This window comes from Faecalibacterium sp. I4-3-84, from assembly GCF_023347255.1.
GTDB classification, from domain to species: domain Bacteria; phylum Bacillota; class Clostridia; order Oscillospirales; family Ruminococcaceae; genus Faecalibacterium; species Faecalibacterium taiwanense.
The window spans coordinates 2,440,625-2,466,156 of the sequence record NZ_CP094466.1; the positions used below are offsets into that span (position 1 = coordinate 2,440,625).

Below are 25,532 nucleotides of genomic sequence, written 5' to 3' on the forward strand. Positions count from 1 at the left end.
GATAGCAGATGGAGGGGCGTTGCCCCGACAAGCGCTACCCCAACAAGATCACTTCGGAAATGCAGATGCATTGAAGAAGTGAAGTCCCGGATGGGCAGGAAATTTTCAAGAATTGAAAATTTGTGGCCACGGGACGGTTCTTGCCCTCTACCGCTGCGCTCAAAACGCATTTTCAACAAATGTTTCCAAATTGTTAAGACGCAAAAAATAAGTAGCGGGGCTCTGCTCATGTAATGGGGCCACCGTTTGCTCCGAACGAAGTTCCTGCCCCTGTTTGTGCAGCGGCGTTGACTGGAAAGCCGGTATCACGTTCGGGCGGCTCATGAAATTTTCAAGGTGCAATCTTCCCCGGAAAAGAAAAATACCGCCCAAGCAGCGCAGCGATGATTTTGTCGGGTGAATCGGCGGCAAAATGAATCGGGTGTGTTGCGGGGCGGTTGATCTTTCAGGGATAATCCACGGAGAGGCCGTGTTCAAAATGAACACGACCGCATCTTGTGGAGAGATTCAGGTTACTCCACAAAATCAGTGGAATTTACAAGAAAAATACCACGGTATGTAGATTGCGTCAAGAGGATTTTGAAAAATTCGTTATGCAAAATCGAAAAAAGTACGACGCATTCAATCTTTCTGCTACCTTTATAGGCTGCGTTTGCGAATTTCCGCAAGTGAGCATGACCAAAATGATTCTCCGTATCAAGCTGCCACTAACAATGTTAAAAGTCATTGCCAACGCCCTGCAAAAGCGGGTGGGCAGCAATTACCGCTTTGTGCTCAGCTTCAACTCAGCGCTCATCCTTCTGGGAGCACTGGGCATCCTGCCCCCGGCTACCAGCGCCATGCTGCATAACCTTTCCACCCTTGGCATCAGCCTGCGCAGCATGACAGATCTGTTGGAGCAGAAGCCTTCCCTGTAAAAATGACAAATCGTCCCAGCCAAAAGGAGGCTGCTGCACAAATGTTGTGCGGCGGCCTCCTTTTAGGTTCAGATAAACCGGCAGAAACCCAGCCAGCAGCCCAGCAGGAAGAAGAGCAGCGCCTTCGCCAGTACCGGCAGCCACAGGTGCTTGCACAGAGCCGTATCCCACCGGTGGATGTTCTGCTTGGGACAGGTGCCCACGCAGGCTTCACAGGCGATGCACTCCCCGCTGCGCAGGCTGCTTTCCTCCAGCTTCAGGCACACCGGGCACTGCTGCTTGCAGGCATTGCACCCCGGGATGCAGCCATCGCTCTGCCGGTGCAGCCGCGCAAAGGGCAGCACCGGCAGCAGGGCGAACACCGCTCCCATAGGGCAGAGGAACTGACAAAAGAACCGGGGCTGCACTGCCATGCCCAGCAAGATGAGCACAAACAGCGCAATGCCTACGCCGAAGCCCTCCGGCGGCAGACGCAGAGCCGTCAGGCGGGAAAACACTTCCCACGGGTTTGCGCCGGTCAGCAGCTTTTCCTGCCGGGTCACATACAGCGCCACCAGCCCCGCCAGCAGCAGATATTTGACCTTCTGCCCCCAAAGCACCGCCCGCTCCGGCAGACGGAGTGGCTTTTTGCGGTGGAACAGCTTTTTCTGGATAAGCCCGGACAGTGCCCAGACGGCATCACCCAAGCTGCCAAAGGCGCAGGCGTATCCGCAGAAAAAACGGTCGAACAGCAAAGTGAAGCCGCACAGCCCCAGCAGAGAAAGCGTGAAGCTGTCCGCTGTGAGCACCTCGCCCGCACCGATGTGCAGAAAGATCTGCTTTACCCCGGAAAACCCGGCCACGAACGCGCCCGGCATGGACACAAAGAAGAACAACTGCACCCCGGTGCGCAGCCATGTACGGCGCTTTTTGTCCCGCTGACGCTGCTGCGCCGCTGTTAAAGGCTTTGCCTGTGTTTTTTCCGTCATCCTGCCGCCTTTCCCAGTGCGTCCTCGACTGCACCGATGAGACCTTCTGCCGTGAGGGTAGCGCCGGAAACGGTATCCACCCCGGCAGACTGTACTGACAGCATCTCATCCAGCAAAGGCAGCGCCTGCTTATAGTAGGGCTTATCCTCGCCGGAGGCATCCAGCACCGCAATATCGGTCATTTTTCCGTTCTGGATGGTCACCGACACCCGGATGACATCGCCAAAACCAAAGGCGCTGCCCTCATAGGTGCCGTCCCGGTAGCCGCTTTGAGTCTGCTCTGCCTGCGCTGCGCTCTGCGCCTGCAAAACGGAAGCGTTGTAGGCTTCCACCTCAGCGATCTCCTGCTTGCGCTGGCTCACCGCTGCTGCCCGGACCAGCGCCACCTGCTGGTATTGCCATAGTGCCCCCAGAATCAGCAGCAGGTTCACCGCCCGGAGAAGAAAATTCTTGTATTTCATTCCACTGCTCCTTCCGTTTCAGGTTCGGCTTCGGTCTCTTCCGGCGGCAGTACCGCTTCGGGTGCCGGCAGCACTTCCTCAGAAGATGCCGGTTCCGGTTCAGAGGATGCCGGTGCATCTGCCGGGAAAAGCTGCTGCCATATTTCTTTGAGCCATGCGGGAACGACGCTCTTTTCTTCCGGCTGCACCACCTCCACGGTGGGCGCAGCGACCGGCGTTTCCTCGGATCCTTCTGCTTCAGATGGTGCCGCGGCTTCTGCCGCTTCTTCCGATGCTGCCTGCTCCGGTTCGGCTTCCTCTGCCGGGGCAACCGCCGCCTTTGCCAGTGCCAGCTTGACCGCGTTCAGGATGCCGGTGGAGGAGTAGGTCGCGCCGGAAACGGCATCCACGTTGGGACTCTGCCCTTCCAGAATGGCGGGGATGACTTGTTTTGCCTGAGAGAGATATTCCTCCTCGTCCTCGGCGCTCAGAAGGGTGATATCGGTGATCTTATCCTCTGCCACCGTGACCTGCACCGTGATCTCGCCCTCAAAACCCATAGCTTCGGCAGTGTAGATGCCGTCCAGATAGGTAGAGGGCGCGGTAAATTTCTCCACCACCAGCGGTGCGGCGGGCTCCGGCTGCGGCGGCAGGGGGTTGTTGACTACCTCGCCGGTCAGAGCGTTCTGCACCGCGCCCAGAATGCCCCGGCTGGTGTAGGTGGCCTCGGAAACGGCATCCACTTCCCAGCTCTGGGCTTCCACCACGGTGGTCAGAAGCCGCTTGGCGCGCCGCAGAAACTGCCTGGTCTCGTGGGAAGCGTCCAAGATCTCGACCTCCGTGATGCTGCCGTTTTCCATGGTGACCTGCACCCGGACGGCACCGCCGTAGCCCCGGGAAGAGCCGACGTAAACGCCGTCGGCATAGGGCAGTTTGGGCAGTACTTCTTCCTCCGCTTCGGAGGAAGCGGCTTCCACCGGCTGCTCCACCACCGTTGTCAGCCTTTCCGGCACAGCAGCCAGCACCGGCACGGTGCGGGGTAAGGCAAACAGCACGGCAGCTGCTGCCGCCACCGCCGGGAGCAGCTGCACCAGCGGCAGCAGCGCTTTGCATCGTTTTTTGTTCATTCCATCTTCTCCTGACACGGAAAAGCAAGGCCGCCTGCTTCAAGCGACCTTGCCGTTTTGTACTGTATTTTGCTGGATCAGGCAGCCTTCAGGTTCTGCACAGCATCGGTCAGGTGGGTCACCTGTTCCAGTGCAGCAGCCTTATACAGGGTATCCCGGCTCAGCAGCTCCACGCTTTCGGCGAGCTCAGTCTCCAGATCAACGTAGCTGGCTGCGGTGTAAGCGGCCTTTGCCTTGCTCTGTGCCGTGGCGACCACAGCCTGCAGGGCGGCGCGGTCTGCATCGCTTGCCAGCTCGTGCTTGGCAAGGTTCTCGGCAGTGGTCTGGAACTTCACCACCGTGTCGGCATAGCCCAGTGCGCGGATGGTGATAGTCCAGTAGCCGGTGCCATCGGTGCCCTCCGGCAGCTGGCAGCGGGCGGAATCGCTCAGACCCATCTGGATGCCCATGGACTTGTGCATCCAGTTGTCGGCTGCAAACTTAGTGCCGTAGGAGGCCTTGGCGTGGGTATAGGTGCTGTCATCGCCGTAGTAGGTCCACACCACAGACTGCATCCGGGAGCCCAGCTCGCCGTAATTGCCGTTCAAATCCACACGGATGAACTCGCCAAAGCTGCCTACATCGCTACCGCTGCGCAGGTTCACGGTAAGACCATCAGCAGCCTTCTGGGCGGCTTCTGCCACGCCGGAACCGGTGCCGGTATGTGCGGCAGAGAAAGTGTAGCCATCGCCGCTCTTGGTTGCGTACTTCAGGCCGTTGGTGTTTTCGTCCACCGTAGCCGTCAGGGTATAGGCGGTCAGTTCCTTTTCAGAGTAGCCACCCACCAGCTGACCGCCGTTTTCCACCACGGTGTACTTGGAGCAGAAATCTGCAAGGTCGCTGGTGGCCACGCGCACCGGCACATACTTGGTGCCCAGCACCTCGTAGTGATCCATCTGCACGGTAGAACCGTCGGCCTTGGTAATGGTGCCCCGGTTCCAGCCCACGGAGGTGCCATCGGCCAGATAGATGGTCTTGCCATCGTCCGACCAGTGGGAAACGGTGTAGCTGCTGCCGTCCTTGGCGTAGATCACAGCAGTGCTCTGGAAGCTGCCGCGGTGCAGGCCGTGGTTGACGGTAGCGCGGGAGACTGCATCAAATGCGCCAAGGTCGTGCTCCTCGTGGCTGTCCAGCTGTGCAGAGGCGGCAGCGTTGCCGGCAGCATAGACCTTCTCGTTTGCCCAGTACTCATCCCAAGTCAGGGCAGCATAGAGGTAGGTGTACTTTTCGCCCAGCAGAAAATCGAAAAAGCCGTTCTCCTCCTCGGCGGGGGCTGCTGCAAAGGCGGTAGCGGTCAACAGACTGAACGCCATAGCCGCCGACAGCAGCAGGGAAAGAAATTTCTTCAGTTTCATGAAAAATTCTCCTTTCATCGCAATGGCAGAAAATTGCGGCCATATAGTTAGCTCAGCCTAACATTTCGCTCAAAGAAAAACCTGCGGGGCGAGGCCCCTCAGATGGTTAGACTTGGCTAATTGACGAAACCTAAAATAGCACTCCTGTAGAGCCTTGTCAAGAAAAAGCGGGGATGTTTATGGAGGCTAATTTTTCGGCAGAAGGTGCCGACATCAGGATGAAGTTTGCTGGTTCCGGCCATGGAGCTGGACTGCGGCTGCGGCGGCGGGGCGAACATCAAAACAGAGAAAAGAAAGGCCGCCTGTTTCAAGCGACCTTGCCGTTTTGTACTGTATTTTGCTGGATCAGGCAGTTTTCCGCAGCCTCACAGTGCCACGCTGACCGGCAGGACATACACACCGTCGGCGGCGTAGAAGGTGATCTGAGTAATCGTCTTGCCGATGATGGATGCAAAGTAAGGATCATCGGCATTGAGGCCCAGCTTGGTACCATGCCAGATGTTGGCCACATGACGCAGGCCGTACTCACTGCCATCGGCGGTGGTCAGAACTACGCCGTAGACCTTGTTGGCCTTGTAGTCCAGATCAAAACCGGAGATTTTCATCTCGTAGGTGGCGTGGTGACCGTTGGTATTCAGTTCCACAGTGGTACCCTCTACGGTGGTCTCGGCGGCGCGGACCTTGCCGAACTCCCACTTGCCGCTCAGCAGGTCATACCAGGCGGTAATGTAGCAGGCAGGGGTCTCACTGAGCTTGTAGTAAGCGTAGCTCTCGTTCTCAAACAGGGCATCCACACCGGTATAGGTGGTAGTGGATTCCTTGCCCTTCAGGGTAACGGTGATGTCGCAACTGTCGGCATCGGTGACCTGCTTTGCATTCTTCAGCGCCCACGGGGTCAGTACCTTGACCGGGAAGGAAACACCGGTGATGTCGGTGCCGTCCGCGTTGACATGGTAGGAACCGGCAGCAAGCTTGCCTGCACGGGTCTTGTTTTTGGTGGCGCTGGTAACAGCATCGATCTCAGATGCGTTGTCCACACCGGCAGCTTTGTAGAAATCGGCGTAAGGGATGTTCATCTGGACATAGCTGGAGGACAGGCAGTTCTCCTGCTCCACCTCTTCCGCAGCGAAGGCCGGGACTGCCACAGCGCACACCAGCATAGCAGCAGCAAGTGCACCTGCAAATACTTTTTTCAATCTCATTGTAACACACCTCAATCACTGGTTTGAAAATATATGGTTAGCTTAGTCTAACATTTCGCGCAAAGAAAAACCCGCGGGGCGAGACCCCTCAGATGGTTAGAATAAGCTAATTACTGGAAATTAAAATAGCACGTCCACGGGGTGTTGTCAAGAAAAAGCGGGGATGTTTATGAAGGTTAATTTTTTGGCAGAAGGTGCCGCAAAGCCCTTGGGCAACACCGCACAATTCCCGCCTGACGGCTTGAGCACCGTTCCGGCGGCTGTGGCGCTTAGAATTATGCGGGATTGCCCTTGACCTTTTTGCCGGAGCGCAGTATACTTTTTATGTGGTTAGTTATATTTAACCACAAGGAGGTTCGACATGATACAAGACGCATTCTGGGGGATCCTGATCCCCTTTCTGGGCACGAGTCTTGGGGCAGGCTGTGTATTCTTTTTGAAAAAGTCCCTGAGCGACGGCATCCAGCGTGCCCTCACCGGCTTTGCAGCCGGGGTCATGGTGGCGGCATCGGTTTGGAGTTTGCTGATCCCGGCCATGGAGCAGGCTGCAGATCTGGGCAGGCTGGCATTTTTCCCGGCGGCGGTGGGTTTCTGGCTTGGGATCCTGTTTTTACTGCTGCTGGATCATCTCATCCCCCATCTGCACCAGAACAGTTTGCAGGCCGAAGGCCCCAAAAGCCAGCTCCAGCGCACCACCATGATGGTTCTGGCGGTGACGCTGCACAACATCCCGGAGGGCATGGCAGTGGGCGTAGTCTATGCCGGATACCTTGCCGGGACGGCTCAGATCACTGCCGCCGGGGCGCTGGCGCTTTCTCTTGGCATTGCTATCCAGAACTTCCCGGAGGGTGCCATCATCTCCATGCCCCTGCGGGCGGAAGGAATGAAAAAAGGCCGGGCGTTCTGGGGCGGCGTACTGTCCGGCGTCGTAGAGCCCATCGGGGCAGTGCTGACGGTTCTGGCGGCAGGCATCGTGGTGCCCGCTTTGCCCTATCTGCTCAGCTTTGCCGCCGGAGCCATGCTGTATGTTGTGGTGGAGGAACTGATCCCGGAAATGTCGCAGGGGCAGCACTCCAACGTTGGCACCGTGTTTTTTGCGGTAGGCTTCAGCGTGATGATGGTGCTGGATGTGGCATTGGGGTGACGGTTGGGGGTCTTGAAAACGAAATCTATTTCGGAATCTCCGAAAATACCTGAACTTCTTGACAGCGACAACAGCAGGGCGTATTATTTTGGCAGAAGGGCCGCTGAGATGCGGCTTTTTATAGAACAAAAAGTTAGCTTTTACTAACTACAGCGCGAGGAACTGCGTGAAAAGCATTGCATTGTGAACTGTAAATAGAAAGAGGGTGGCGTTATGTCCTTTTTTGAAAACACCCGCAAGCCCGTAGGTCTTGGCGGGAAGATCATGGTTACCATGATGAACTTTGGCCACAGCGCAATGGCAGCGTGGGGGCTGCGTTTTTTGCAGCCTGCCCCGGATGCCAGGGTGCTGGACTGCGGCTGCGGTGGCGGGGCGAACATCAAAACGCTGTTGAAACTGTGCCCTAAAGGCAAGGTGCAGGGCATCGATTATTCGGCTGTCAGCGTAGAAAAAGCGCGTAAGGTCAATGCGGGCGCCATTGCGGCAGGACGGTGTACCGTGCAGCAGGCAAGTGTGGCAGAACTGCCGTTTGAAGCGGAGCAGTTTGAGGTAGTGACCGCCTTTGAAACGGTCTATTTCTGGCCGGAACTTGTGCAGAATTTCAGAGAGGTCTATCGGGTGCTGAAGCCCGGCGGGGTCTTTTTCATCTGCAATGAAGCAAACGGCGAAACAGCAAAAGACGACAAATGGACACAGATCATCAATGGCATGACCATCTACACGGATACTGCCCTGAAAACATATCTGGAGCAAGCAGGCTTCTGTAAGATTCAGAGCCACAAAAATAAAAAGGGCTGGCTGTGCGTTACGGCGCAAAAGCGGTGAAATAGTGTAAGGAGAACGAAGTATGGAGCGAAAAGAAGCAATCCGCAGCGCCTATCGTACGGTAGGTATGGCGGTCATAGCGGCTGTACTGGCGGCAATTATGACAGTTTTTATTCACTGAGGAAGGAACCTATGAAATACAAAATCGAGAAAAACACCGTGCAGGAGACGCTGATCCTCCCGCTGTATTCCCGGAAGCTGTGTACCGAGCTGTATCCGAACCTTTACCAAGACGAAACAGCGGTGCATCTGATCGACCAGATCGACTACGATTTTTCAGGGGCGGAGAAAAGCTCCCGCAGTCTGATGCGGCGGTTCGGTGCGCTGGAGGTGGCCATGCGGCAGAATGACCTTGCCTTTGAGGTGCGGGAATGCGTTACGCTTAAACAAGTGCTCATTTTGAGCACTTGCAGCATCCGTAACACGTTTTCGATAGTCTTTTTGCCGACAGGCATTGCTGCAATAACGGGCACCTGCGCGTTTGGGCGTGAATTTTTCGCCGCAGCACTGGCAGACTAAATCTTGACGGCGCATTTGGCGGTATTCCCGCTGCCGCCGATTGTTGGCCTGATTGCCGCACCAGTAGCTGTGACAGTATTTCTTGGTGTAGATGGTGGTGTAGAACACCCGACCGCAGCCGCCGCAGATAAGTTTGCGGATAGCGTATCCTCCGGTGGTAAAACCCGTTTCCTCATACGATTCTTTCAAATAATCCTGATTGTTCTGCTCCCATTCTTCGTTTGTCACATACATGGAGAGGACCCTCCTTTCACTGGCGTTACAGAAAAACAATGTGGTCAATTTGACCACATTGTTTTCTGGTAACTGAAGAATCAACGTTTAGCCGTTCTCTCTGCATGGATTTCCTGCCCCCTTCCGGCGGCGTTTTCCGGCTCTCCCTCGTGAGGGGTCATCGCCGGGTATCCCATGCAGACGGTCATGCGGTTGTCAAGGTTCGGTGCCAGATTTGGCAATAAAAAATCGCCACACAACAACCTGAACCTGACCATCCCTTCCGGGGTGGCCTTGGTTCGGGTTCGTTATGTAGCGATAAGAAAGTCAAAAACTTGCTCCGGCTCCTTCGGGAGCCGAGCTGGAACTCTAAGTAAATATGTTATATTAAATTGTTGGAATAGATTACCACAAAAAACGAGCTTTGTCAACAAAAAAATCCGAGAATACGTTGCTTTCGGCAGAATGCAAGAAAATGTATCAAAAACTTTGGCAAAAAGAGAGAGGGCTGGACGATGCCAGCCCTCTTGTGGGTCACAACTGCGCTATAATAGCGCCAATATCTGCATGAATGCAGACAGACTGCCGCTCGATCTCCGGCGGGCAAACGGACTGCCCTTGATTGATGCAGACGTAGAATGCGTTTGGATTTTTAGCGGTCATCCGCCAGAACGGATACTTGATGATGACCGGGGTGTTGTAGCCAACACCCAATTCCAGAAAGAGGATGCGCTGCCCCTCGTGGCGGCGCAGAAATTCGCTGTACCGGTCGGCAGCAGTGTGCCAACCCACGTCCTCCACAAAGGTATCGTCTGCACGAAGGTTCATGCTCATGGGTCTGCCGCAGTGCGGGCAGTGGGGAACAAGCTCGGACGGGATATAAGTTTTCAGGATGGTATTCTCCGGCACGGTCAGCTGACCATCCGGTGCAATGATATACCCTTGCGCTTCCACCATCTGCCGGATAAGCTTATCATTGTCATACGTTTCCTGACAGCAGGGCTCACTGCACTGCTGTGTATCCGTAAAACAGTTTTCGAAAAATGACACGGCAACTGCCTGTCAGGATTGGTTACGGAGTACCCGGCTAGGCCGAGGAAGCATCAAGTCCCATGTCCGCACCGTTAAGGTGTTGGGTATGGGGCTTTTTGCATTTCAGGAACGTATACACCTCTGGAAAGGTGTAACACACTAGACTTTGTACCAAAGTCGTGTGCCAAGGGTGCTGCGCCCCTTTGGAATCCCTGCTCACATCGCCTGTGGGCGATGTGGATTCGCCGGACAGAAAGCTCTCACAAAAGGCATACCCGGTTGTCTGCGGCGAGAAAAAGGCACTTCTGCGGAAGTGTAATAACCCACTATGACACTTTCATCCCTGCGGTCTGCAAAGTGTAGTGGGCTCTCCGAGGGGGAACGGCTGTATAGGGTGCGTTTCGAGCAAATCGCTGTGTACGTGCGTACGGGAGAAGTTGGTACGCACGTACGCAATAAAACGGCCAAGTTCTCCTATATAGGGGTGTTCTTTCATCGGAGAGTATGGTATACTCGGCTTAGCCCAGTAAATCGAAATTTTCGGAGGCAAAGATTATGAAGAAAAAAGCAACAATAGTGTCTGTTATCATTGGGATTCTTGCTGTAGCTGCAATTATTGTATTTTCTGCATACCGGTCTTCGGAATCCTATAGAAAGGCAAAGGCAGCAATACAGTGGGACTGCTCTGTGACCTGTACAGAAGAATCAACTTCTGCTAAGTATGTAATCACATACTCTGATGTAAAAGTTTTATCCAAAACAGGTACACTAACAATTCAAAATAAAAATGATTTTGACATTGTAGTTCATTTGCTTTGCGAAGGTGAACAGGAAGTCGTATCTGACAATATTCCGGCGAACAGTTTTTATTCTTTTACGAATGTTACGGATAAAGAATATACGGTGGGTATTCATGCGGATGTTGGTGTAGCTGCTGACATTAGGGTCGTTGTATATGATGGAAAAGACACAGAGCCATATACCAAATAGCGCGACTAGCTAAACTCGATAAAATAGTACTTGCAGAGGTGAGCATATTTGAAAAAACATCAATGTCCATGTTGTGGGCATTTTACCTATACTGTTCCACCGGAAGAAGACTGCGGGTATATTTGCCCCGTTTGCTTTTGGGAAAACGATCCATTTATTGCTTCTGATGATGACCCCAGCGACTCAAACCACGGAATAACTCTAAACGAAGCAAAAGCCAATTATTTGGAATTTGGCGCCTGTGAAGAAGAAATGTTGCGTTATGTTCGTCCGCCCGAAAGCGATGAGAATGGACACTCGTAACCCAAACTTCTAGTTTGCCGTACTCGCTCTAAGCAGGGTTTGGGGCAGGCACGCCCCAACAAGAAACAGTCCCAAAGGGGACAGGAAATTTTCGAGTATTGAAAATTTGTGGCCACGGGACGATTCTTGCTCTCACGAAAACCCATATTTTTTGAAAAAACGCTTTCCGCAGCCAAAGGAGGATGCACCATGAAAAAAGAGATCGAAGCCTTTGTCAACGCAGCCAACGAGCAGGAGTTGGAAGCCGCATGGAACAACCTCTCGGCAGAGGAACAGCGAGTTTTCGAGCAACTCATGGAGGAAGACTCACCCGAAGATGCACTGGCATTTTTCGCCCAGCTGTATGACGATGCCCCGAAAGAGCAGACCAGCGAGACTGTGAGCATCTCCGAAAATGAAATCTACTTCAAGCGGAAGCCCTTGACCGAAGAGCAGAAGAAACACGGCTCTTATGTGGACGAGAACGGCAACCTCCATGTCAAGAACCTGTCCGCTTTCTGGATTCCGGAACTGACCACCACGGAGAAAGTCGGTCACACCACCTACACCGTGACCGGCAGCTATGAGGGCAAGGAATCCTTTTTGAAGAAGCTGGAGCGCATTGTTGCCAAGAACGCCCAGCAAAAAATTTGAAGATGAGGGTGCAGACGAATGACAACTGCGCCCAATTCTGCTATACTTGACCCGGTAACCAATCCTGTACTGACAGTTGCTCCACAGAGTAAGGAGGACACAACAATGTCTGGAGCAACGAATAAGATCACCGCACTTTACTGCCGGCTGTCGCAAGAGGACGCACGGCTCGGCGAAAGCCTGTCCATTGAGAACCAGAAGGCCATCCTTCTGGAATACGCCAAAAAGAACCACTTCCCGAACCCGGTATTCTTTGTGGATGATGGCTACTCCGGCACGAACTATGACCGTCCCGGCTTTCAGAGTATGCTGGCCGAGATCGAAGCAGGACGTGTAGGAATCGTTATTACGAAAGACCTGTCCCGACTGGGGCGTAATTCTGCCTTGACAGGTCTGTACACCAACTTCACCTTTCCCCAGTATGGCGTTCGCTACATTGCCATTAACGACAACTACGACACCATTGACCCGAACAGCGTAAACAACGATTTTGCGGGCATTAAGAACTGGTTCAACGAGTTTTACGCTCGCGATACCAGCCGCAAGATTCGGGCTGTTCAGAAGGCCAAGGGAGAGCGTGGAGTACCGCTGACGGTCAATGTGCCGTACGGCTATGTGAAAGACCCGGAGAACCCGAAACATTGGCTTGTTGATTCAGAAGCGGCTGCAATCGTGAAGCGCATCTTCTCCATGTGCATGGAAGGCCGTGGCCCGACCCAAATTGCAAACCAACTGTGGGTGGACAAAGTTCTGACTCCCACCGCCTATAAGTTGAGCCATGGCCTGAGTACGAACTCACCCGCCCCGGAAGACCCTTATCGCTGGGATAAAAGAGCAGTAAGTTCGATTCTGGAACGCCGGGAGTACACTGGCTGCACAGTCAACTTTAAGACCTATACTAACTCTATCTGGGATAAAAAGAGACATCTGAATCCCGTGGAAAATCAGGCTATCTTTCCGGATACACATGAGCGCATTATTGACGATGATGTGTTTGAAAAGGTTCAGGAGATTCGTAGCCAGCGTCACCGCATGACCCGGACAGGCAAGAGCAGCATTTTCTCCGGTATGGTCTACTGCGCTGACTGCGGTTCCAAGATGCAATATGGTTCGTCCAATCACAGGGACTTCAGTCAAGACTTCTTTGATTGCTCTCTGCACAAGAAGAACGGGAGCAAGTGCAAGGGACACTTCATCCGGGTAAAGGTTTTGGAGGGCCGTGTGCTAAGCCATGTTCAGCGGGTGACGGACTACATCCTCTGTCATGAGGACTACTTCCGCAAGGTCATGGAGGAGCAGCTTCGGGTGGAAAGCACCGAAAAGCTGACTGTCCTGAAGAAGCAGCTTGCCCGGAATGAGAAGCGGATCGCAGACCTCAAACGGCTGTTCATGAAGATTTACGAGGACAATGTTAACGGAAAGCTTAGCGATGACCGCTTCGACATGATGAGTCAGAGCTACGATGCCGAACAGAAGCAGCTGGAAGAGGAAGTTCTCTCCATCCAGCAGGAAATTGAAGTACAGGAACAGCAGATCGAGAATATTGAAAAGTTCGTCCAGAAAGCGCACAAGTACGTTCATATTGAAGAACTCACCCCTTATGCTCTCCGTGAACTGGTGTCGGCCATCTATGTGGATGCCCCGGATAAGTCCAGCGGAAAGCGGGTGCAGCACATCCATATCAAGTACGATGGGCTGGGGTACATCCCTCTGGATGAACTGGAAGCGAAAGAAAAGGCGTGACCGAAGTCACGCCAAATCTTCCCCATTTAGGGAACTTTTGCAAATACTGTTTTATGGGAACTCTGCTACGGGAACAGACCGTAATCCCCCTGCGTGTAGAACAACCGCTTTTTGTCGAACCCTACTTTCTGGAAGCAGTGGTCCACGTTGGTGGTCAGTACAAAGTAGTCCTTGTCTTTCACAAGAGAAAACAGACCTTGATACACCGGCTTGGGTGCATCCTGATAGCGATTGATGTAAATATAGCGGCTCCAGTATGCCCAGTATTCCTCCATGGTGGGGTAGGGGTAAAAGCCGCCGGAGTACATATCCGTAAAGCCGTACTTGCTGGCAAAATCGGAGAAATATTCCCGGAACCGCTCCCCGTCATAGGTAAAACCTGCCGAGGTAGAAAGCCCTGCACCTGCACCGATGACCACTGCATCGGCATGGCTCAGAACCTGCCGCAGCGTATCAATCGGTCCGGAGCAGTCGTTCGTAGATTTTTTTGTCCATATCTTTGAAAACATTGAAGATCACCTTCTTCACACTGGTTTGCTTTTTGAGAAATTCTTTCACAGTCTGCACCGCAATCTCTGCTGCAAGCTGGTTTGGAAAGTGAAACTCTCCCGTGGAAATGCAGCAGAACGCCATGCTTTCCAGCCTGTTCTCTGCCGCCAGCTCCAGACAGGACCGGTAGCAGGAAGCCAGCAATGCCCGGTTCTGCTGAGTCACCCGACCATGGATGATGGGGCCAACCGTGTGCAGCACATAGCGGCAGGGCAGATTAAATGCGGTCGTGAGCTTTGCCTGTCCGGTGGGTTCCGGGTGTCCCTGCCTGTCCATGATCTCTGCACAGGCAAGACGCAGCTGCACCCCGGCATAGGTGTGGATGGCGTTGTCGATACAGCCGTGGTTCGGGCAGTAGCAGCCGGTCATGTCGCTGTTGGCAGCGTTGACGATGGCATCACATTTCAGGGTGGTAATGTCCCCCTGCCAGAGGTACAGCCCCGGCTGCAGGGGCGTCAGGTCAGCCGCATCGGTGATGCCTTTTGCGGCGATTTCCTCTTGCAGGTACGCATCCTGTATTTGCAGAAAGTCTGTGCCGATACGCCGTGGTTCACGGATATTCAGCAAGCCCCGCAGAAGCTGCCACTGGGTGTCTGCGTCTGCCGGTATCCGCAGTCCCCGATACTCCGGGTGTTCTTTCAAAAGCACCTGAATAAGGATCGTTCGCCGCTCACTCTGGTTCATAGTCAAACCCTCTTTTCGATTGTCTGCTTAGGGCAGGCTTCCGCACACCGCCCGCAGTGGAGACAGTGGTGCTGGTCAATGACCACCGGCTTCTTGGTAATGTCGATGCACTTCTGCGGACAGACAGAGTAGCACAGCTTACAGCCGATGCAGCTTTCGCCTACATAGTAACCCGGTGCTTCCTGTGTTGCTTTGCCAATGGTGAAGCTGTCCCGGACAATGTGCGCCGGAACGCTGATGTCAAAATATTCGCCGTCCGCCTCATACAGGCAGAACACCTCTAGGGCACTGCGGGTATCGCCGGGATAGATGGACTGCATATAGGTGTTTTTCTCGAAAATCTCATCTAGTTTCTCTCTGCCGATATTTTTGATTTTTCCGCGCAGAGAAATCGAGACTTTTTCTCTGGTGGCGGACAGAGCAATGTAGCCCTGCGCCATGAGCTGGGTATAGAATGCTTTGCCCCTTGCAGTAAGGAAATACACACCTTGTTTGTCATAGAGCATCATGTCGATCACACGGGTCTGGGGATGACCGTCTGCTCCGATGGTGGCCACGGTGGTGGAATGGATATTTTTCACCAGTAATTCCAAATAATCTTGTTTCGTCATACCGTCAACGACCTTTCAGAATCGGCGCAAGCCGCTTGTACATCAGCATGGCAAAGCTGCCAATGATAAGCTTGGATTTGAAACAGCCCCACAGGACGGGTTTTCCTGCGGGGCTGCTTCCTCATATCTTCTTTCATCCGGACTATACCGTCGGTTACGGAATCTCACCGTATCGGGCGCTTTTGCGCTTCGCAGACTTTACTGCCGGTCAGGGATTTCACCTTGCCCCGAAGATGTTGAATTGAGAGAGTTTCTTAGAACTCGTAGGGAGGGTTGCCGGAGAAGTCTGCAATGATGCCGTGGGCATCCTCCAGATAGAACACCTCAAAGATGGGGTTGGTAGCCTCGCCGTACTGGCTCTTCACGATGGGGTTTGCGATGCACATCTCCTTGGCGGTCATGTTGTTTTCAAACACAGCCTTGCCATGCAGACGGAGCCATGCGTACTCCGGGCTGGAAACGGAGATCTCGATGTTGGGGTTTGCCTGCAGGTCCTTGTAAACATCCTTCTGGTTGTTGGTGCAGAACCACAGCTTGCCGTCCAGCTCACCGGCAAACATGAAGGGGCGGCACTTGGCCTTGCCGTCACGGCCTACGGTGGCCAGATACTGCACCGGGTTTGTGTTCAGAAATTCTACGACTTTATTCATGGGATGTACCTCCATACATTGTTTTTTTTCTGACAGCTTTATTGTAGTGCGCTTTGTGCGGCTTGTGAAGTACGCACAATATTGTGGTGTAGTTACCGGAAAGATACTATTGCGATGCTGCTTGCTTTTTTTGCTGTTGAAAGCTATAATGATGCCGTAAAGCGGTGTGTGGTATCCGTGCATCCGGCACGATGACCACTTGAAATTCCCTTGGAGGTAATTATGGAAAAGGAAATCCTCAAAGAACTCCCGGCCTGCCCGGTGGAGACCACCCTGACCCTCATCAGCGATAAATGGAAGGTGCTGATCCTCCGGGATCTGATGCTGGGCACAAAGCGTTTTGGAGAACTGAAAAAGTCCATCGGCCATGTGACCCAGAAGGTTTTGACCGCTCAGCTGCGGCAGATGGAGGAAAGCGGATTGCTGACCCGGAAGGTCTATGCTGAAGTGCCGCCCCGGGTGGAATATACTCTGACCGAATTGGGATATAGTTTGAAACCGGTTCTGGATGCCATGCGGGCATGGGGCGAAGGGTATAAAAACAGGCTGGAAGGGAAGGCGGAATAAGCGTATTTGCTTGCGCAGTTGTGATATGCATAAAACAGAAACAACTGCTAACCCGTATCAAAAGAAATACGGATCAGCAGTTGTTTGGTTCATTAGACTTGATCTTTTGGTCTGCCATGCTCACATCCCAGTGACAGATAGTGCGCAATCTTCCCACTCAGTACAAGCTGTGCATACTCCAACGGCTTATTGTACAGCAGCCAGTCCAGCTCTGCCCTCTGTGCTGGGGTATTGCCGTACTCGTCCTCGATGACGATGCAGTCGATGGCAATGGCAGAGGCGTCAGAAAACCGGGCTTCTACCCGGTTGGTGTCCATGTTGTGGCGGCAGGAAAGCAGTTTGTTCATGGTAAAACTCCTTTTATATAGGGTGATGTCAGTTCGATTGTCCATATCCCTGCCAAGAATCAAATTGTTGATGTACATTTGATGTGTGGTATAAATTGGTAATATCGGGTACGCTATTCGCCGGGCGAAACCGGCTCATTTTCACCCCATTGCATAAAAATCAGGTGCGCTTTTCAGGGGCTGATTTTGGCTCTGCACATTTTTGCACACTTTTTGCACACCGGAATAGCTGGATAACAGATGCAAGACAGAACATTGTGTGCAGACAATGCAAAGGATGCAAAGTATAAAATCACGACAAAACGCCAAAAACAACGAAACTGCGTGATTCGGAAAATTGACGAATGTTGCACATCGGTTTCTCTTAATCAGTGGGTCCAGGGTTCGAGTCCCTGGAGGTGCACCACAACAACAAAATCCGAACTTTTTTCCGATAGGGGAAGGGTTCGGATTTTTTGTGTTCTTCGGAAAACAGAACGAATCCATTGCTTCCCACGAAAAACGTCCCAGACCTTATCATAAGAAAGCACGACAGACCACTGTAAGAGTGCCGTAAGGCAGAAAGGACGCAAGATTATGAAGTACGATGCAAGAGCCTGTCAGTTTAACATGGACACCGGCTGCGTGGAGCTGCTGCTCCGGGATGGGAGGAAAATCTTTATCGACTGTACCGGGGTCGAGGATGCGCTGGATGTGACCATGTCGCAGAGGGCTGAACTGGACTACCTCATCTACAATTGCATGAGTTTCTCCGAGAAATCCTCAAAGCTCATTGCGGTGTCCAGCACATCCAAAATAGCTGTTTGGACTTTACACAAAATTTGGGAAAGACTGGGGTGCAGTTCATGTCTGGGGAGGTTTCTTTTATATCTGCATACCACTTCATATCAGGCAGTAGGGATCTATGCGAGAGGTCCGACAGAAGTGGATGATGATATCACGTTCAGACGGGTTATGAAGGATTCAAGGTTCAGTATGAAGAAAGTCGGGCGCAGTGCAGACACTACGTCTTGCTTCTTTCAAACGCAAGAATAGCACTTAAAGTTGTGCATCTGACAACCAAAAACAATTTTTTGAAGATTGAACGACTACATGAGGGTTTATTTGTGAAAAAGAAAAATACCGCCCACGCAGCGCAGCGATGATTTTGTCGGGGTGAATCGGCGGCAAAATGATCGGGTGTGTTGCGGGGCGGTACATTCTTTCCGGGGTGATTATCCGCTGAAAGTGGTGGTTATCACGGTGAGAACCACCACTTTTTCAGCAGGATCTGGAATAAAGGGTATCATGGAAGTGTAGGTGCGTCAAGATGGTTTTGGGGAATTCATTGCGGTAAAGCGGTAGCAGTAAGACTTATGATGCCATGGAGAACCGATTGTCTGGTATTAACAATTGAATCAAGAGCTCAAAGAACGCCATAAACGATCTTCCCTGTCAAAAATCGCAATTTTACAGCCAGCAAAACAGCTTTGTACAGCAATGCGCTGGCTACCATCGGTAGTGGTGTTATAACTTCCAAGATCGAGAGCGGAAAGTACCGGCTGCTCGTCCCAGTCGATCAGCTGTCCGGCCCAGTCGGCACCCAGCTTTTCGCTCAGCGCCCCATAAGCCTGCTCAAAGCCCTCTGGGTCTTCGAGGATCCAGATTGTACTTTCGTCGTTGGCAAGATCGGTGTTCAGTTGGGTGGCACCAGCCATCTGGCCGTTCATGTCGGTCAGGGCGGCGTTGGCGCTCCATGTGTAGTTGTTCACCTGCACCACCACAGCCCCGTCGCCGTTGGCATCGTCCGCATAGTCCGCCAGTGCAGTCTGCAGACGCTGCACCGCATCGTCCGGCAGGGCTTCTGCCGTGACCACCGCCACGGTGTAATCGGGGTCTACGGCGGTCAGCAGGCCGTGTGCCACATACGCTGCACCTACAATGACCATAGCCGCCACAGCTACGATGCCCCAGTTGTAGTACCACCAGTTGACGTGGGAACGCCTTTTTTGCTCCTGCGCGGTCAGGATCTTATCGGGCGCTGCCGGGTGCGAAATGGTGCGCACCTGTACGCCGTATTCTTGCCGCAAAACGGGAAACAGGGTCTGCATGGCTGCAAGCCCGGGCAACCAGAAACCGAACAGCACCGCCCAGAATACGCTGACCGGGAACAGCAAAAGCATGCCGCCGATGCCTGCCAGCATCACGATACCTGCCGCCACGCAGCGAATCGGTGTGTTAAGCAGCAGTCTGCCCGCGCGGCGCAGCAGGCTGTCCGGGGCTTGCAGCGGCAGTACAGCGGCGCACAGGGTGCTGAAAACCGCCAGCACCAGGAAATCCAGCGCCAGAAATACCAGCACGGCAAGGCCGGGGTAGTAGCCCTGCTGTGCGGCGGCCTCAAATACAAAGGCCGATACAAAGCACAGCAGCCCCAGCACCAGTGTGCCAATGCAGCCAAAGCCGCAGGCAGATTTCCAGTGGGCGGTAAGGGTCTGTTTTGCCCGGGGCAGCCACTGGGAGGGGTCGTTCTGCAAGCTGCGCAGGGCGCAATCTGCCAGCAACAGCATGGCAGGGCCGACCAGCAGACCGGTGAGGAGACTGCACACCACCGTGACCGGCAGGGAAAACAGGGTCACGCCCAGCGAGATCCCCAGCGCGGCGGGCAGACAAAGCATGCAGACGATCAGGTTTGTGCCTAGCAGCTGACCAAGGTCGCGGCCGACCATCTGGCAGAAGCGCGCAAAGCCCTTTTTCTCCGGCTCGTTGGGGCTGATGCCATGCCCTTCCCGCTCATAGAGAGAATTGTATAGGCTCATTTTATTTCACCTCGGTGCCAAAGGCTTCGATTTGGGTCAGGGCAGGGAAGGGTGAGGTACCCTCGGCCTGAATGAGGTCTTTCAGCACAAGGCTGCGCACCCGCTTGGGCTCAAAGGCAACGCTCTGGGGCTTGGCGCTTTTTACCAGCGGAATGTCCAGCTGACTGCCATCAGAAAATTCTACCGTAGCCTTTACCCAGTAGCTGTCGTGCGGAAAATCTGCCCGCTCGGTGATGCGCAGCTCCTCCAATAATACCTCGCGGCCAAAATCCAGGGTCAGGGCGGCGTTGGGGTCCCGGTTGATGCCCCAGCTCTGGTAGGGGTATTCCCCATGGGCGCTGTTTTCAAAGATGCCGTCGATGGCGTTGCGGGCGGCAAACACCGCCTCACCGCGCGTTTCCACGTTGGCACTGGCGTGGGGATAAAAGCCGGTGTCGCCGTGCTCATCGTAGCAGTTGAAGGCTAAGTTCCGCCGTGCAGCAATTTCTTCCGGCAGCGCAAGGCGTGCGCGGACGACATGGCGGCTGCCCACAAAGCTTTTGGGCGAGTAGGTGATGGCCTGCTCCCCGAAGGGAATATGGAAATTGATCTCCCGTTTTACCACATACACAAGGGCTTCGGGCATGGTGTCCTCAAACTGAATGACGCAGTATTGCCCGGGATGGTCGATTTCCAGCGCCACCCGGTCACCGGGCTTGTAGGAGTTGGTGTAAACAAGGGATACGTTGGTGTCGGCATCGCAGGTCATCAGGGTGTGACCCACTTCGTCCAGAATTTTCAGCTTGATGGTCTCCATGGCGGTTCTCCTTAATATAGCACGACATTCAGTGATTTTTTGAAATGCAGGGTGATCCTATAGATCGTTTCCGGCCATGCGGTGCGCAGGCGCGGGTCGGTGATGGGTACCGGTGTGACCTTGGCAGCGACCTTTTCCGGGTCAAACCGGATACCGCCCAGCGTGCCCACCGCAAAGCCATCTGCGGTGGCGGCAGGCTGCTGCTCGGTGAGCAGGGTCAGATCCACCGTGCCGGGATAGTCTGTTTCGTCCCGCAGGGTGATGCCCTGTTCACTGACCGATACACAGCGGCGGTAGGTGGTAAGCCCTGGGATAGGCGGGTACGCGCCTGCCAGCTCGGCGGTGATGCTGTTTTCCGTGGTGTGCACCTCCCGGGCGGCGTATTCCGCGCCGGGCAGCTGCTGGATGCCGTCAAAGGTTGGCAGGTTGTGCCATGCGCTCTGCATCGTCCAAATTTCGTACCGCTGGGGGCTGAAGGTCTTTTTGGTGTAGCTCTCCACCCCGATATCGATCAGGAACGGCCTCCCGTCTTTGTATACAGTAATGCTGCCGGTATCGTTGTGGTTGTGGCTGTCGCCGTTGGAGCCAAACTTTGCCCCTAACACCCAGCGACCCTGCCGTGCGGCGTAAATGCCCACACTGGGGTACCACACCGTGGGTAGATGCTGGGGAATTGCAGCGCATTCCATCAGCTCCTGCTCTGCAAAGGCGGTGATGAGCCGGTACCACAGGTTGATGTGGGTGCTGCCGTCCGGGTTCTGCAGGTGGTCGGGGTCGGCATCGGCACGGAAGTCTGCCGCCGCAAGTGCCTGCAAAGCATCGCTGCCAACGGCCTGCCCAAAGCGGTATTCCCGCGCACCGCACCGCCCGGCAAGGGGACTGCAATCGCCAAAGTTCAGGTAGTAAGGCCCTTCTACATGGACATTGCAGATGTACTCCGCAATATTTTTGATTTTAGGCTCATGGAACAGGGCGCAGAAGGCCTGCGGTGCTACGGCAGATAAAATTTCAAGGCAGCCCCACAGGGTCAGCCCGGCGTGGCGATAATACTGTGCGCCCTCGTTGCAGCAGCCGTCCGCGCCGTAGTCCTTCAAAAAGCAGTCCAGGCTATACGCGGCCTGTTTTACCGCTGCGCAGCGCTGTTCCTGCGAGGTGGGCAGCAGAAAAACCGTGAGCAGCACGTTCTGGGAACACCAGCTCGTCCAGTTGCACATGGCTTCCGCACCGTTTCCCATCCACCAGAAGTGGCCTGTAAAATAGGGCGTCAGGATGCGGGCGTTCAGCTCCCGCTCCATCCGCGCTGCAATGCCCGGCGCGGTGGTATCCAGTTCGTCGTGCAGCAGGTAGCGGGTCAGCGCCAGCAGCGCCCCGGTCTCGGCGGCAAAAAGCTCTACAATAGGCTTCGAAGTGTCCGGCAGGGGCAGCTGCGGGGTGTCCCGCACATAGCTGTTGTGGGCAGGCAGCTGCCATGCGCTTTCCTCGCAGAGCGCCCATACGGTATCCGCAATGGCATCCAGAAAGCGCCCGCTGTGCTCTACGCACTCGGCGCATACCAGTGCGCACAGCCGCGCCCGGCGGGAAAAATAAGCCGCCTCCCATGCGGCACGCTGCCCGGTGCGGGTGAAATCCAGCCAGAGGGAGAGCGGCAGGGGCGCAAGGGGTGTTTGCAGCGCGGCTTCTCCGGCTTTCAAAAAGCGGTGCTTTGCCCGCGGGGGTAAAGCCAGCCATGCGGGGCGCTCTTTGGCAGGGGGAAAGGGGCGGTAGTCGGGAAGAAATTCCGGCAGAAAGGCAAGCTGTTCCTGTATCATAAAAGCCTCCGACTTCAAATACTTTGCTGATATTCCCGCGGGCTGAGCCCGGTGACCTTTTTGAACACCTTGGAAAAATAGAAGGCGCTTTCGTAGCCCAGTTTTTCCGCAATTTCGTAGACCTTCAAATCACCCTGTTCCAGCATCTCCTTGGCCGCAGCAATGCGGGTCTCGGTGATGTACTCCACAAAGCCGCTGTCGCCGTATTTGCCAAACAGCTGACTGAGGTAGTTGGGCGAAAAATTGAACACCGCAGCCACATCTGCCAGCGTCAGCTTTTCCGAAAGGTGATTCTTGATATACTCCTGCACCTGTGCCACCACCTGTATCTTCCCGGCGGTGGCGTCGCCCTCGTTGACCTCCACGAACTGGATGGGCTGCTCCACCGTGAGCAGGGGCTGTAGGTGGGCGTTTTCCCGGCAGCGGCGCGCCAGCCCCAGCAGGGAGCCGGTGGGGCGTCCTACCGCCCAGAGCAGCCGTACCGTGAAATAGTTGTATAGAATTTGGCTGGCGCGTTCCAGCAGCGGGCGCAGTACCGTCCGGTATTTTTGGCACTGGGCATCGGTCAGGCAGAAAAGCACATTGCAGCGCATGGCATCCGCCCCGGTCACATAGCAGGGCAGGTAGTTTTGCAGGGTGGTCTCCAGCATCCGCCCGCAGGAAAAACTCAGCTTCAGCTGCTGGGCGGGGGTAAGGGCGGTGTTGGCGATGATCTCGCAGCTGGCTACAAGGTAGGCGTCGCTTGCAAGGTTCAGCTCCATGTGCTGCAAAGGCTGCTCCAATGCGGCTTCGTCCGGGAACAGCCCGGCGTACAACCGCACGAAAAAACGCTCCTGATAGCTGCGCACACTCTCGGCAAGATTTTCCTGTGCTGACAATTCGCCCAGCAAAGCACGCTCCTTTTTTACCTTTTCGGCGGCCTTGGCAAGGGCGGTTTGCAGGTTTTCGGGGGTCAGGTCCAGCTTGACCAGATAATCCACCACTCCGGCACCCATGGCCTGCTTGATGTAATCAAATTCTTCAAAGCTGGTCAGCATGATAAAGGCGGGCAGGGCGTTGCGCTCCCGGCAGGTGCGGGCAAGGGTAAGCCCGTCCATCACCGGCATTTTTACGTCGGCAATGACGATATCCGGCTTCTCCCGCTCAATGAGTTCCAGCGCCAGCTTTCCGTTGCGGGCGGTGCCGCAGACGGTATAGCCCAGCTTTTCCCATTCCAGCATCCCCTGCAGGCCGATGAGCACCAGCGGCTCGTCATCCACCAGTAATATCCGCAGCATGGGTGTCTCCTTTCTGTTGATAGGGCAGCCGGATGGTGACCTCGGTGCCCACGTCCTCTTCACTTTCAATGGTCAGGCCGTAACCCTCGCCAAAGGAATACCGGATGCGGCGGTTCACGTTCCACAGGCCGACATGACGGAACTTTTCAGCCTTTTCGGCACCCTCGGCGGGCTCGTCCAGAAGGTGAGCTACCTGCTCCGGCGGCATGCCCACGCCGTCATCGGTAATGCGCAGCAATACGTCCCCGGTATCCGGGTCGGTGGAGATATCCAGCAGCACGCTGCCGTGGCCGCCCTTGGGTTCCAGCCCGTGGAAGATGGCGTTTTCCACCAGCGGCTGCAAGGTGAACCGGGGAATCATGCAGTCCCGGCAAAGGGTCTCGCTTTCAATGCGGGAGACCTCAATCTCCAGGTCGCCGCCGTAGCGGTACTGCTGGATGGTAAAGTAATCGTTGAGCAATGCCAGCTCCTCCTGCAAAGGCACCAGCTTCTGGGTGCCTTTGGAGATGCTTTTGGTCAGCCGTGCAAAGGCGGTGACCATCTCGGCAATGCCGGGCGCGTGCTGGATGGTAGCCATCCAGCGGATGCTGTTGAGGGTGTTGTAGATAAAGTGCGGGTTCACCTCGTTTTGCAGCATCCGGTATTCCAGCTCCTGCTTGCGACGTTCGTCCTCCACGCGGCGGGTCATCAGGCTGTCTACGTTTTCGGCAAGCTGGTTGATGCCGCGGCCAATGTCGCCCAGCTCGTTGTTCCACTCCACCGCGCGGTCCGGGGCAAAGTTGCCGCTGCCCACGGTCTCGATGCGCTTTTGCAGCGCCTCCACCGGGCGGGTGATGACCAATTCCAGCCAATACTGTATAAAAAAGCTTAGTCCCCAGATGATGGCTATGCCAAGGGCGATGAGCCACAGGTACACGCCGTAGTGCTGCAAAAAGGTGCTTGCGGGCAAAAGCTGCACCAGCGCCGCGCTGCGGCCGTTCAGCGTAACCTTGACAACATAGTAGCTCTGGCCGTTCAGCTGCACCTTGCCCTGCCACGCGGTCTGCTCGGTCATGCCGTTATTGCTTTCGGTGCGCAGGGTGTAGGCTACCTCCCGCAGCCGGTTTTCGGTCTCGGTCAGGCTGCCATTTTCGATCTGCCACAGGCGGCTGCCCGTCTCCCAGTACAGCGCGCTGCCGTCGGTCAGGCTGTAACCCGCCGCCGGGTCGGTGACGATGGCGGTATCCAGTGCAAGGTAGGTGCTGCCCCGGTGCAGAGTGCCCTTGCCGCAGCGGATAGGCTGACTGATGGCAATGCAATCCGGGTTGCCGGGCAGCAGCGGGTCGGTGGTGAACTGCATCCCGTACCCCTTGGAGAAAAACTGCTTTACGCTGGTGCGGTTGAGCGCCGCCGAGGCGTTCAGCGTGCCGAACTGCAAATGCCGGTCATTCTCGTTGGTAATAAAGAAGCGGAGGATGTGGCTGTACAGGGTGCTGGAATAGTATTTTTCCTGCACAGCTTTGTAGGCGGCAATGGTCTGGGCGCCATTGACATCCTCCTGCGAGATGTACCGCCGCACGGTGCTGTTGATGGAAGCCCAGTTCAAAAGGTCATCGGCGCTGTCCAGACTGGTCTCGATGGAGGTAGCCACCAGCCGCAGGTTGAACTCCGCCGCCTGCAGAGAGTTGGCGCGCACATACTGGTTGGAGAGGGTGAACAGTGCTGCGCCCACAGCCAGCGAGGTAAGGAGGGTAAAAAAACGCATCCCCCACATGATCTGCCGCCGCAGAGGGAAACGATGACTGCTTTTCATGACGGAACCTCCTTTCCGGTAATATTTTGTATTCTTTCCTTTATACAGTACTGATTCCGACGCTGTTTGTCAACGGCTTTTTGCATGAAAATTGTGCGCTTTATACGCTTTTTTCTTTCGGTGAGAATGTAAACTGTGCAAGAAAGCAAGAAAGTGCAGACCCCAGTGTAAGAAAGTGCATCTTTTTCAAAAAGACGCAGAAAAAC

General features: G+C 54.7%; 24 protein-coding genes, 4 pseudogenes and 1 riboswitch. Of the genes and pseudogenes, 11 read left to right on the plus strand and 17 right to left on the minus strand.

Annotated elements, in window-relative coordinates; all coding sequences use genetic code 11:
* Window positions 1-159 precede the first annotated feature (159 nt).
* Complete coding sequence (locus MTP41_RS11995) at window positions 160-486, minus strand: hypothetical protein (RefSeq protein WP_249235591.1); 327 nt, start codon at window positions 484-486, stop codon at window positions 160-162.
* Window positions 487-707: 221 nt separating this feature from the next.
* On the opposite strand from MTP41_RS11995, the pseudogene MTP41_RS12000 reads away from it, so the two are divergent.
* Window positions 708-917 (plus strand): annotated as a pseudogene (locus tag MTP41_RS12000) (heavy metal translocating P-type ATPase); the annotation flags it as partial.
* A 68-nt stretch (window positions 918-985) separates the two neighbouring features.
* On the opposite strand, the gene MTP41_RS12005 reads toward MTP41_RS12000, so the two are convergent.
* The 5 genes from MTP41_RS12005 to MTP41_RS12025 all read right to left on the minus strand — a co-directional run bounded on the left by MTP41_RS12005 (window position 986) and on the right by MTP41_RS12025 (window position 6,048).
* Window positions 986-1,885, minus strand: a complete 900-nt coding sequence (locus MTP41_RS12005; RefSeq protein WP_249235592.1) for a 4Fe-4S binding protein — start codon at window positions 1,883-1,885, stop codon at window positions 986-988.
* Window positions 1,882-2,346 carry an FMN-binding protein gene (locus tag MTP41_RS12010; RefSeq protein ID WP_097778365.1) on the minus strand — a complete coding sequence of 155 codons (465 nt, stop codon included), beginning with the start codon at window positions 2,344-2,346 and terminating at the stop codon, window positions 1,882-1,884. Before MTP41_RS12010 ends, MTP41_RS12005 begins: the two co-directional genes overlap by 4 nt.
* Window positions 2,343-3,452, minus strand: coding sequence for an FMN-binding protein (locus MTP41_RS12015; RefSeq protein ID WP_249235594.1), 1,110 nt, complete (start codon window positions 3,450-3,452; stop codon window positions 2,343-2,345). The genes MTP41_RS12010 and MTP41_RS12015 overlap by 4 nt, the downstream gene beginning before the upstream one ends.
* A gap of 77 nt (window positions 3,453-3,529) precedes the next feature.
* Entirely contained in the window at window positions 3,530-4,846 is a 1,317-nt protein-coding gene (locus MTP41_RS12020) for a penicillin-binding Tp47 domain C-containing protein (protein ID WP_097778363.1), read from the minus strand.
* A gap of 365 nt (window positions 4,847-5,211) precedes the next feature.
* Window positions 5,212-6,048, minus strand: a complete 837-nt coding sequence (locus tag MTP41_RS12025) for a hypothetical protein (RefSeq protein WP_120119701.1) — start codon at window positions 6,046-6,048, stop codon at window positions 5,212-5,214.
* Window positions 6,049-6,409: 361 nt separating this feature from the next.
* On the opposite strand from MTP41_RS12025, the gene MTP41_RS12030 reads away from it, so the two are divergent.
* From MTP41_RS12030 to MTP41_RS12045, 4 genes and pseudogenes are all read left to right on the plus strand, one after another.
* Entirely contained in the window at window positions 6,410-7,192 is a 783-nt protein-coding gene (locus MTP41_RS12030; protein ID WP_097778361.1) for a ZIP family metal transporter, read from the plus strand.
* A 213-nt stretch (window positions 7,193-7,405) separates the two neighbouring features.
* Entirely contained in the window at window positions 7,406-8,017 is a 612-nt protein-coding gene (locus MTP41_RS12035; RefSeq protein ID WP_097778360.1) for a class I SAM-dependent methyltransferase, read from the plus strand.
* 132 nt (window positions 8,018-8,149) lie between these two features.
* Window positions 8,150-8,386: pseudogene (locus MTP41_RS12040) on the plus strand (class I SAM-dependent methyltransferase); the annotation flags it as partial.
* 153 nt (window positions 8,387-8,539) lie between these two features.
* Window positions 8,540-8,842 (plus strand): hypothetical protein, encoded by a 303-nt coding sequence (locus tag MTP41_RS12045; RefSeq protein WP_143405526.1) that lies wholly within the window; start codon window positions 8,540-8,542, stop codon window positions 8,840-8,842.
* 441 nt (window positions 8,843-9,283) lie between these two features.
* Here MTP41_RS12045 and MTP41_RS12050 read toward each other — a convergent pair whose 3' ends face one another.
* Window positions 9,284-9,799 (minus strand): hypothetical protein, encoded by a 516-nt coding sequence (locus MTP41_RS12050; protein ID WP_330220986.1) that lies wholly within the window; start codon window positions 9,797-9,799, stop codon window positions 9,284-9,286.
* A 537-nt stretch (window positions 9,800-10,336) separates the two neighbouring features.
* Here MTP41_RS12050 and MTP41_RS12055 point away from each other — a divergent pair.
* The 4 genes from MTP41_RS12055 to MTP41_RS12070 all read left to right on the plus strand — a co-directional run bounded on the left by MTP41_RS12055 (window position 10,337) and on the right by MTP41_RS12070 (window position 13,450).
* Window positions 10,337-10,771 carry a hypothetical protein gene (locus MTP41_RS12055; RefSeq protein ID WP_097773868.1) on the plus strand — a complete coding sequence of 145 codons (435 nt, stop codon included), beginning with the start codon at window positions 10,337-10,339 and terminating at the stop codon, window positions 10,769-10,771.
* A 48-nt stretch (window positions 10,772-10,819) separates the two neighbouring features.
* A complete protein-coding gene (locus MTP41_RS12060) occupies window positions 10,820-11,074 on the plus strand; it encodes a CPCC family cysteine-rich protein (RefSeq protein WP_097781461.1) in 255 nt (84 codons plus the stop codon).
* Window positions 11,075-11,263: 189 nt separating this feature from the next.
* Window positions 11,264-11,707, plus strand: coding sequence for a hypothetical protein (locus MTP41_RS12065; protein ID WP_249235589.1), 444 nt, complete (start codon window positions 11,264-11,266; stop codon window positions 11,705-11,707).
* Window positions 11,708-11,725: 18 nt separating this feature from the next.
* The gene (locus MTP41_RS12070; protein ID WP_442900305.1) at window positions 11,726-13,450 is read left to right on the plus strand and encodes a recombinase family protein; all 1,725 of its coding nucleotides are present in this window, start codon (window positions 11,726-11,728) and stop codon (window positions 13,448-13,450) included.
* A gap of 71 nt (window positions 13,451-13,521) precedes the next feature.
* Here the strand turns inward: MTP41_RS12070 and MTP41_RS12075 are convergent.
* The 4 genes and pseudogenes from MTP41_RS12075 to MTP41_RS12090 form a co-directional block, all read right to left on the minus strand.
* A pseudogene (locus tag MTP41_RS12075) lies at window positions 13,522-13,959 on the minus strand (Sir2 silent information regulator family NAD-dependent deacetylase); the annotation flags it as partial.
* Window positions 13,904-14,683, minus strand: a complete 780-nt coding sequence (locus tag MTP41_RS12080) for a protein-ADP-ribose hydrolase (protein WP_249235597.1) — start codon at window positions 14,681-14,683, stop codon at window positions 13,904-13,906. The pseudogene MTP41_RS12075 and the gene MTP41_RS12080, both read right to left, overlap by 56 nt.
* A 2-nt stretch (window positions 14,684-14,685) precedes the next feature.
* Window positions 14,686-15,294, minus strand: a complete 609-nt coding sequence (locus MTP41_RS12085; protein ID WP_249235598.1) for a 4Fe-4S binding protein — start codon at window positions 15,292-15,294, stop codon at window positions 14,686-14,688.
* A gap of 121 nt (window positions 15,295-15,415) precedes the next feature.
* Window positions 15,416-15,533: riboswitch (FMN riboswitch) on the minus strand.
* Window positions 15,534-15,548: 15 nt separating this feature from the next.
* Window positions 15,549-15,944: a pyridoxamine 5'-phosphate oxidase family protein gene (locus MTP41_RS12090; RefSeq protein ID WP_097778357.1), complete on the minus strand. Its 396-nt coding sequence runs from the start codon at window positions 15,942-15,944 to the stop codon at window positions 15,549-15,551.
* 222 nt (window positions 15,945-16,166) lie between these two features.
* Between MTP41_RS12090 and MTP41_RS12095 the strand changes: the two genes are divergently transcribed.
* Window positions 16,167-16,511 carry a winged helix-turn-helix transcriptional regulator gene (locus tag MTP41_RS12095; RefSeq protein WP_097778356.1) on the plus strand — a complete coding sequence of 115 codons (345 nt, stop codon included), beginning with the start codon at window positions 16,167-16,169 and terminating at the stop codon, window positions 16,509-16,511.
* Window positions 16,512-16,603: 92 nt separating this feature from the next.
* Here MTP41_RS12095 and MTP41_RS12100 read toward each other — a convergent pair whose 3' ends face one another.
* On the minus strand, window positions 16,604-16,858 hold the full coding sequence (locus tag MTP41_RS12100; protein ID WP_097778355.1) for a DUF6061 family protein: 255 nt from the start codon (window positions 16,856-16,858) through the stop codon (window positions 16,604-16,606).
* 576 nt (window positions 16,859-17,434) lie between these two features.
* Here MTP41_RS12100 and MTP41_RS12105 point away from each other — a divergent pair.
* Window positions 17,435-17,596 (plus strand): annotated as a pseudogene (locus tag MTP41_RS12105) (DUF6061 family protein); the annotation flags it as partial.
* Between the two features lie 659 nt (window positions 17,597-18,255).
* Here MTP41_RS12105 and MTP41_RS12110 read toward each other — a convergent pair.
* The 5 genes from MTP41_RS12110 to MTP41_RS12130 are packed head-to-tail and all read right to left on the minus strand — an operon-like array spanning window position 18,256 to window position 25,326.
* Entirely contained in the window at window positions 18,256-19,653 is a 1,398-nt protein-coding gene (locus MTP41_RS12110) for a hypothetical protein (protein ID WP_249235600.1), read from the minus strand.
* 1 nt (window position 19,654) lies between these two features.
* Complete coding sequence (locus tag MTP41_RS12115; protein ID WP_097778351.1) at window positions 19,655-20,449, minus strand: carbohydrate-binding protein; 795 nt, start codon at window positions 20,447-20,449, stop codon at window positions 19,655-19,657.
* Window positions 20,450-20,460: 11 nt separating this feature from the next.
* Window positions 20,461-22,257: a heparinase II/III domain-containing protein gene (locus tag MTP41_RS12120; RefSeq protein ID WP_097778350.1), complete on the minus strand. Its 1,797-nt coding sequence runs from the start codon at window positions 22,255-22,257 to the stop codon at window positions 20,461-20,463.
* Between the two features lie 14 nt (window positions 22,258-22,271).
* A complete protein-coding gene (locus MTP41_RS12125) occupies window positions 22,272-23,534 on the minus strand; it encodes a response regulator transcription factor (protein WP_249235602.1) in 1,263 nt (420 codons plus the stop codon).
* A complete protein-coding gene (locus tag MTP41_RS12130) occupies window positions 23,509-25,326 on the minus strand; it encodes a sensor histidine kinase (protein WP_249235604.1) in 1,818 nt (605 codons plus the stop codon). Before MTP41_RS12130 ends, MTP41_RS12125 begins: the two co-directional genes overlap by 26 nt.
* Between the last annotated feature and the right edge of the window lie 206 nt (window positions 25,327-25,532).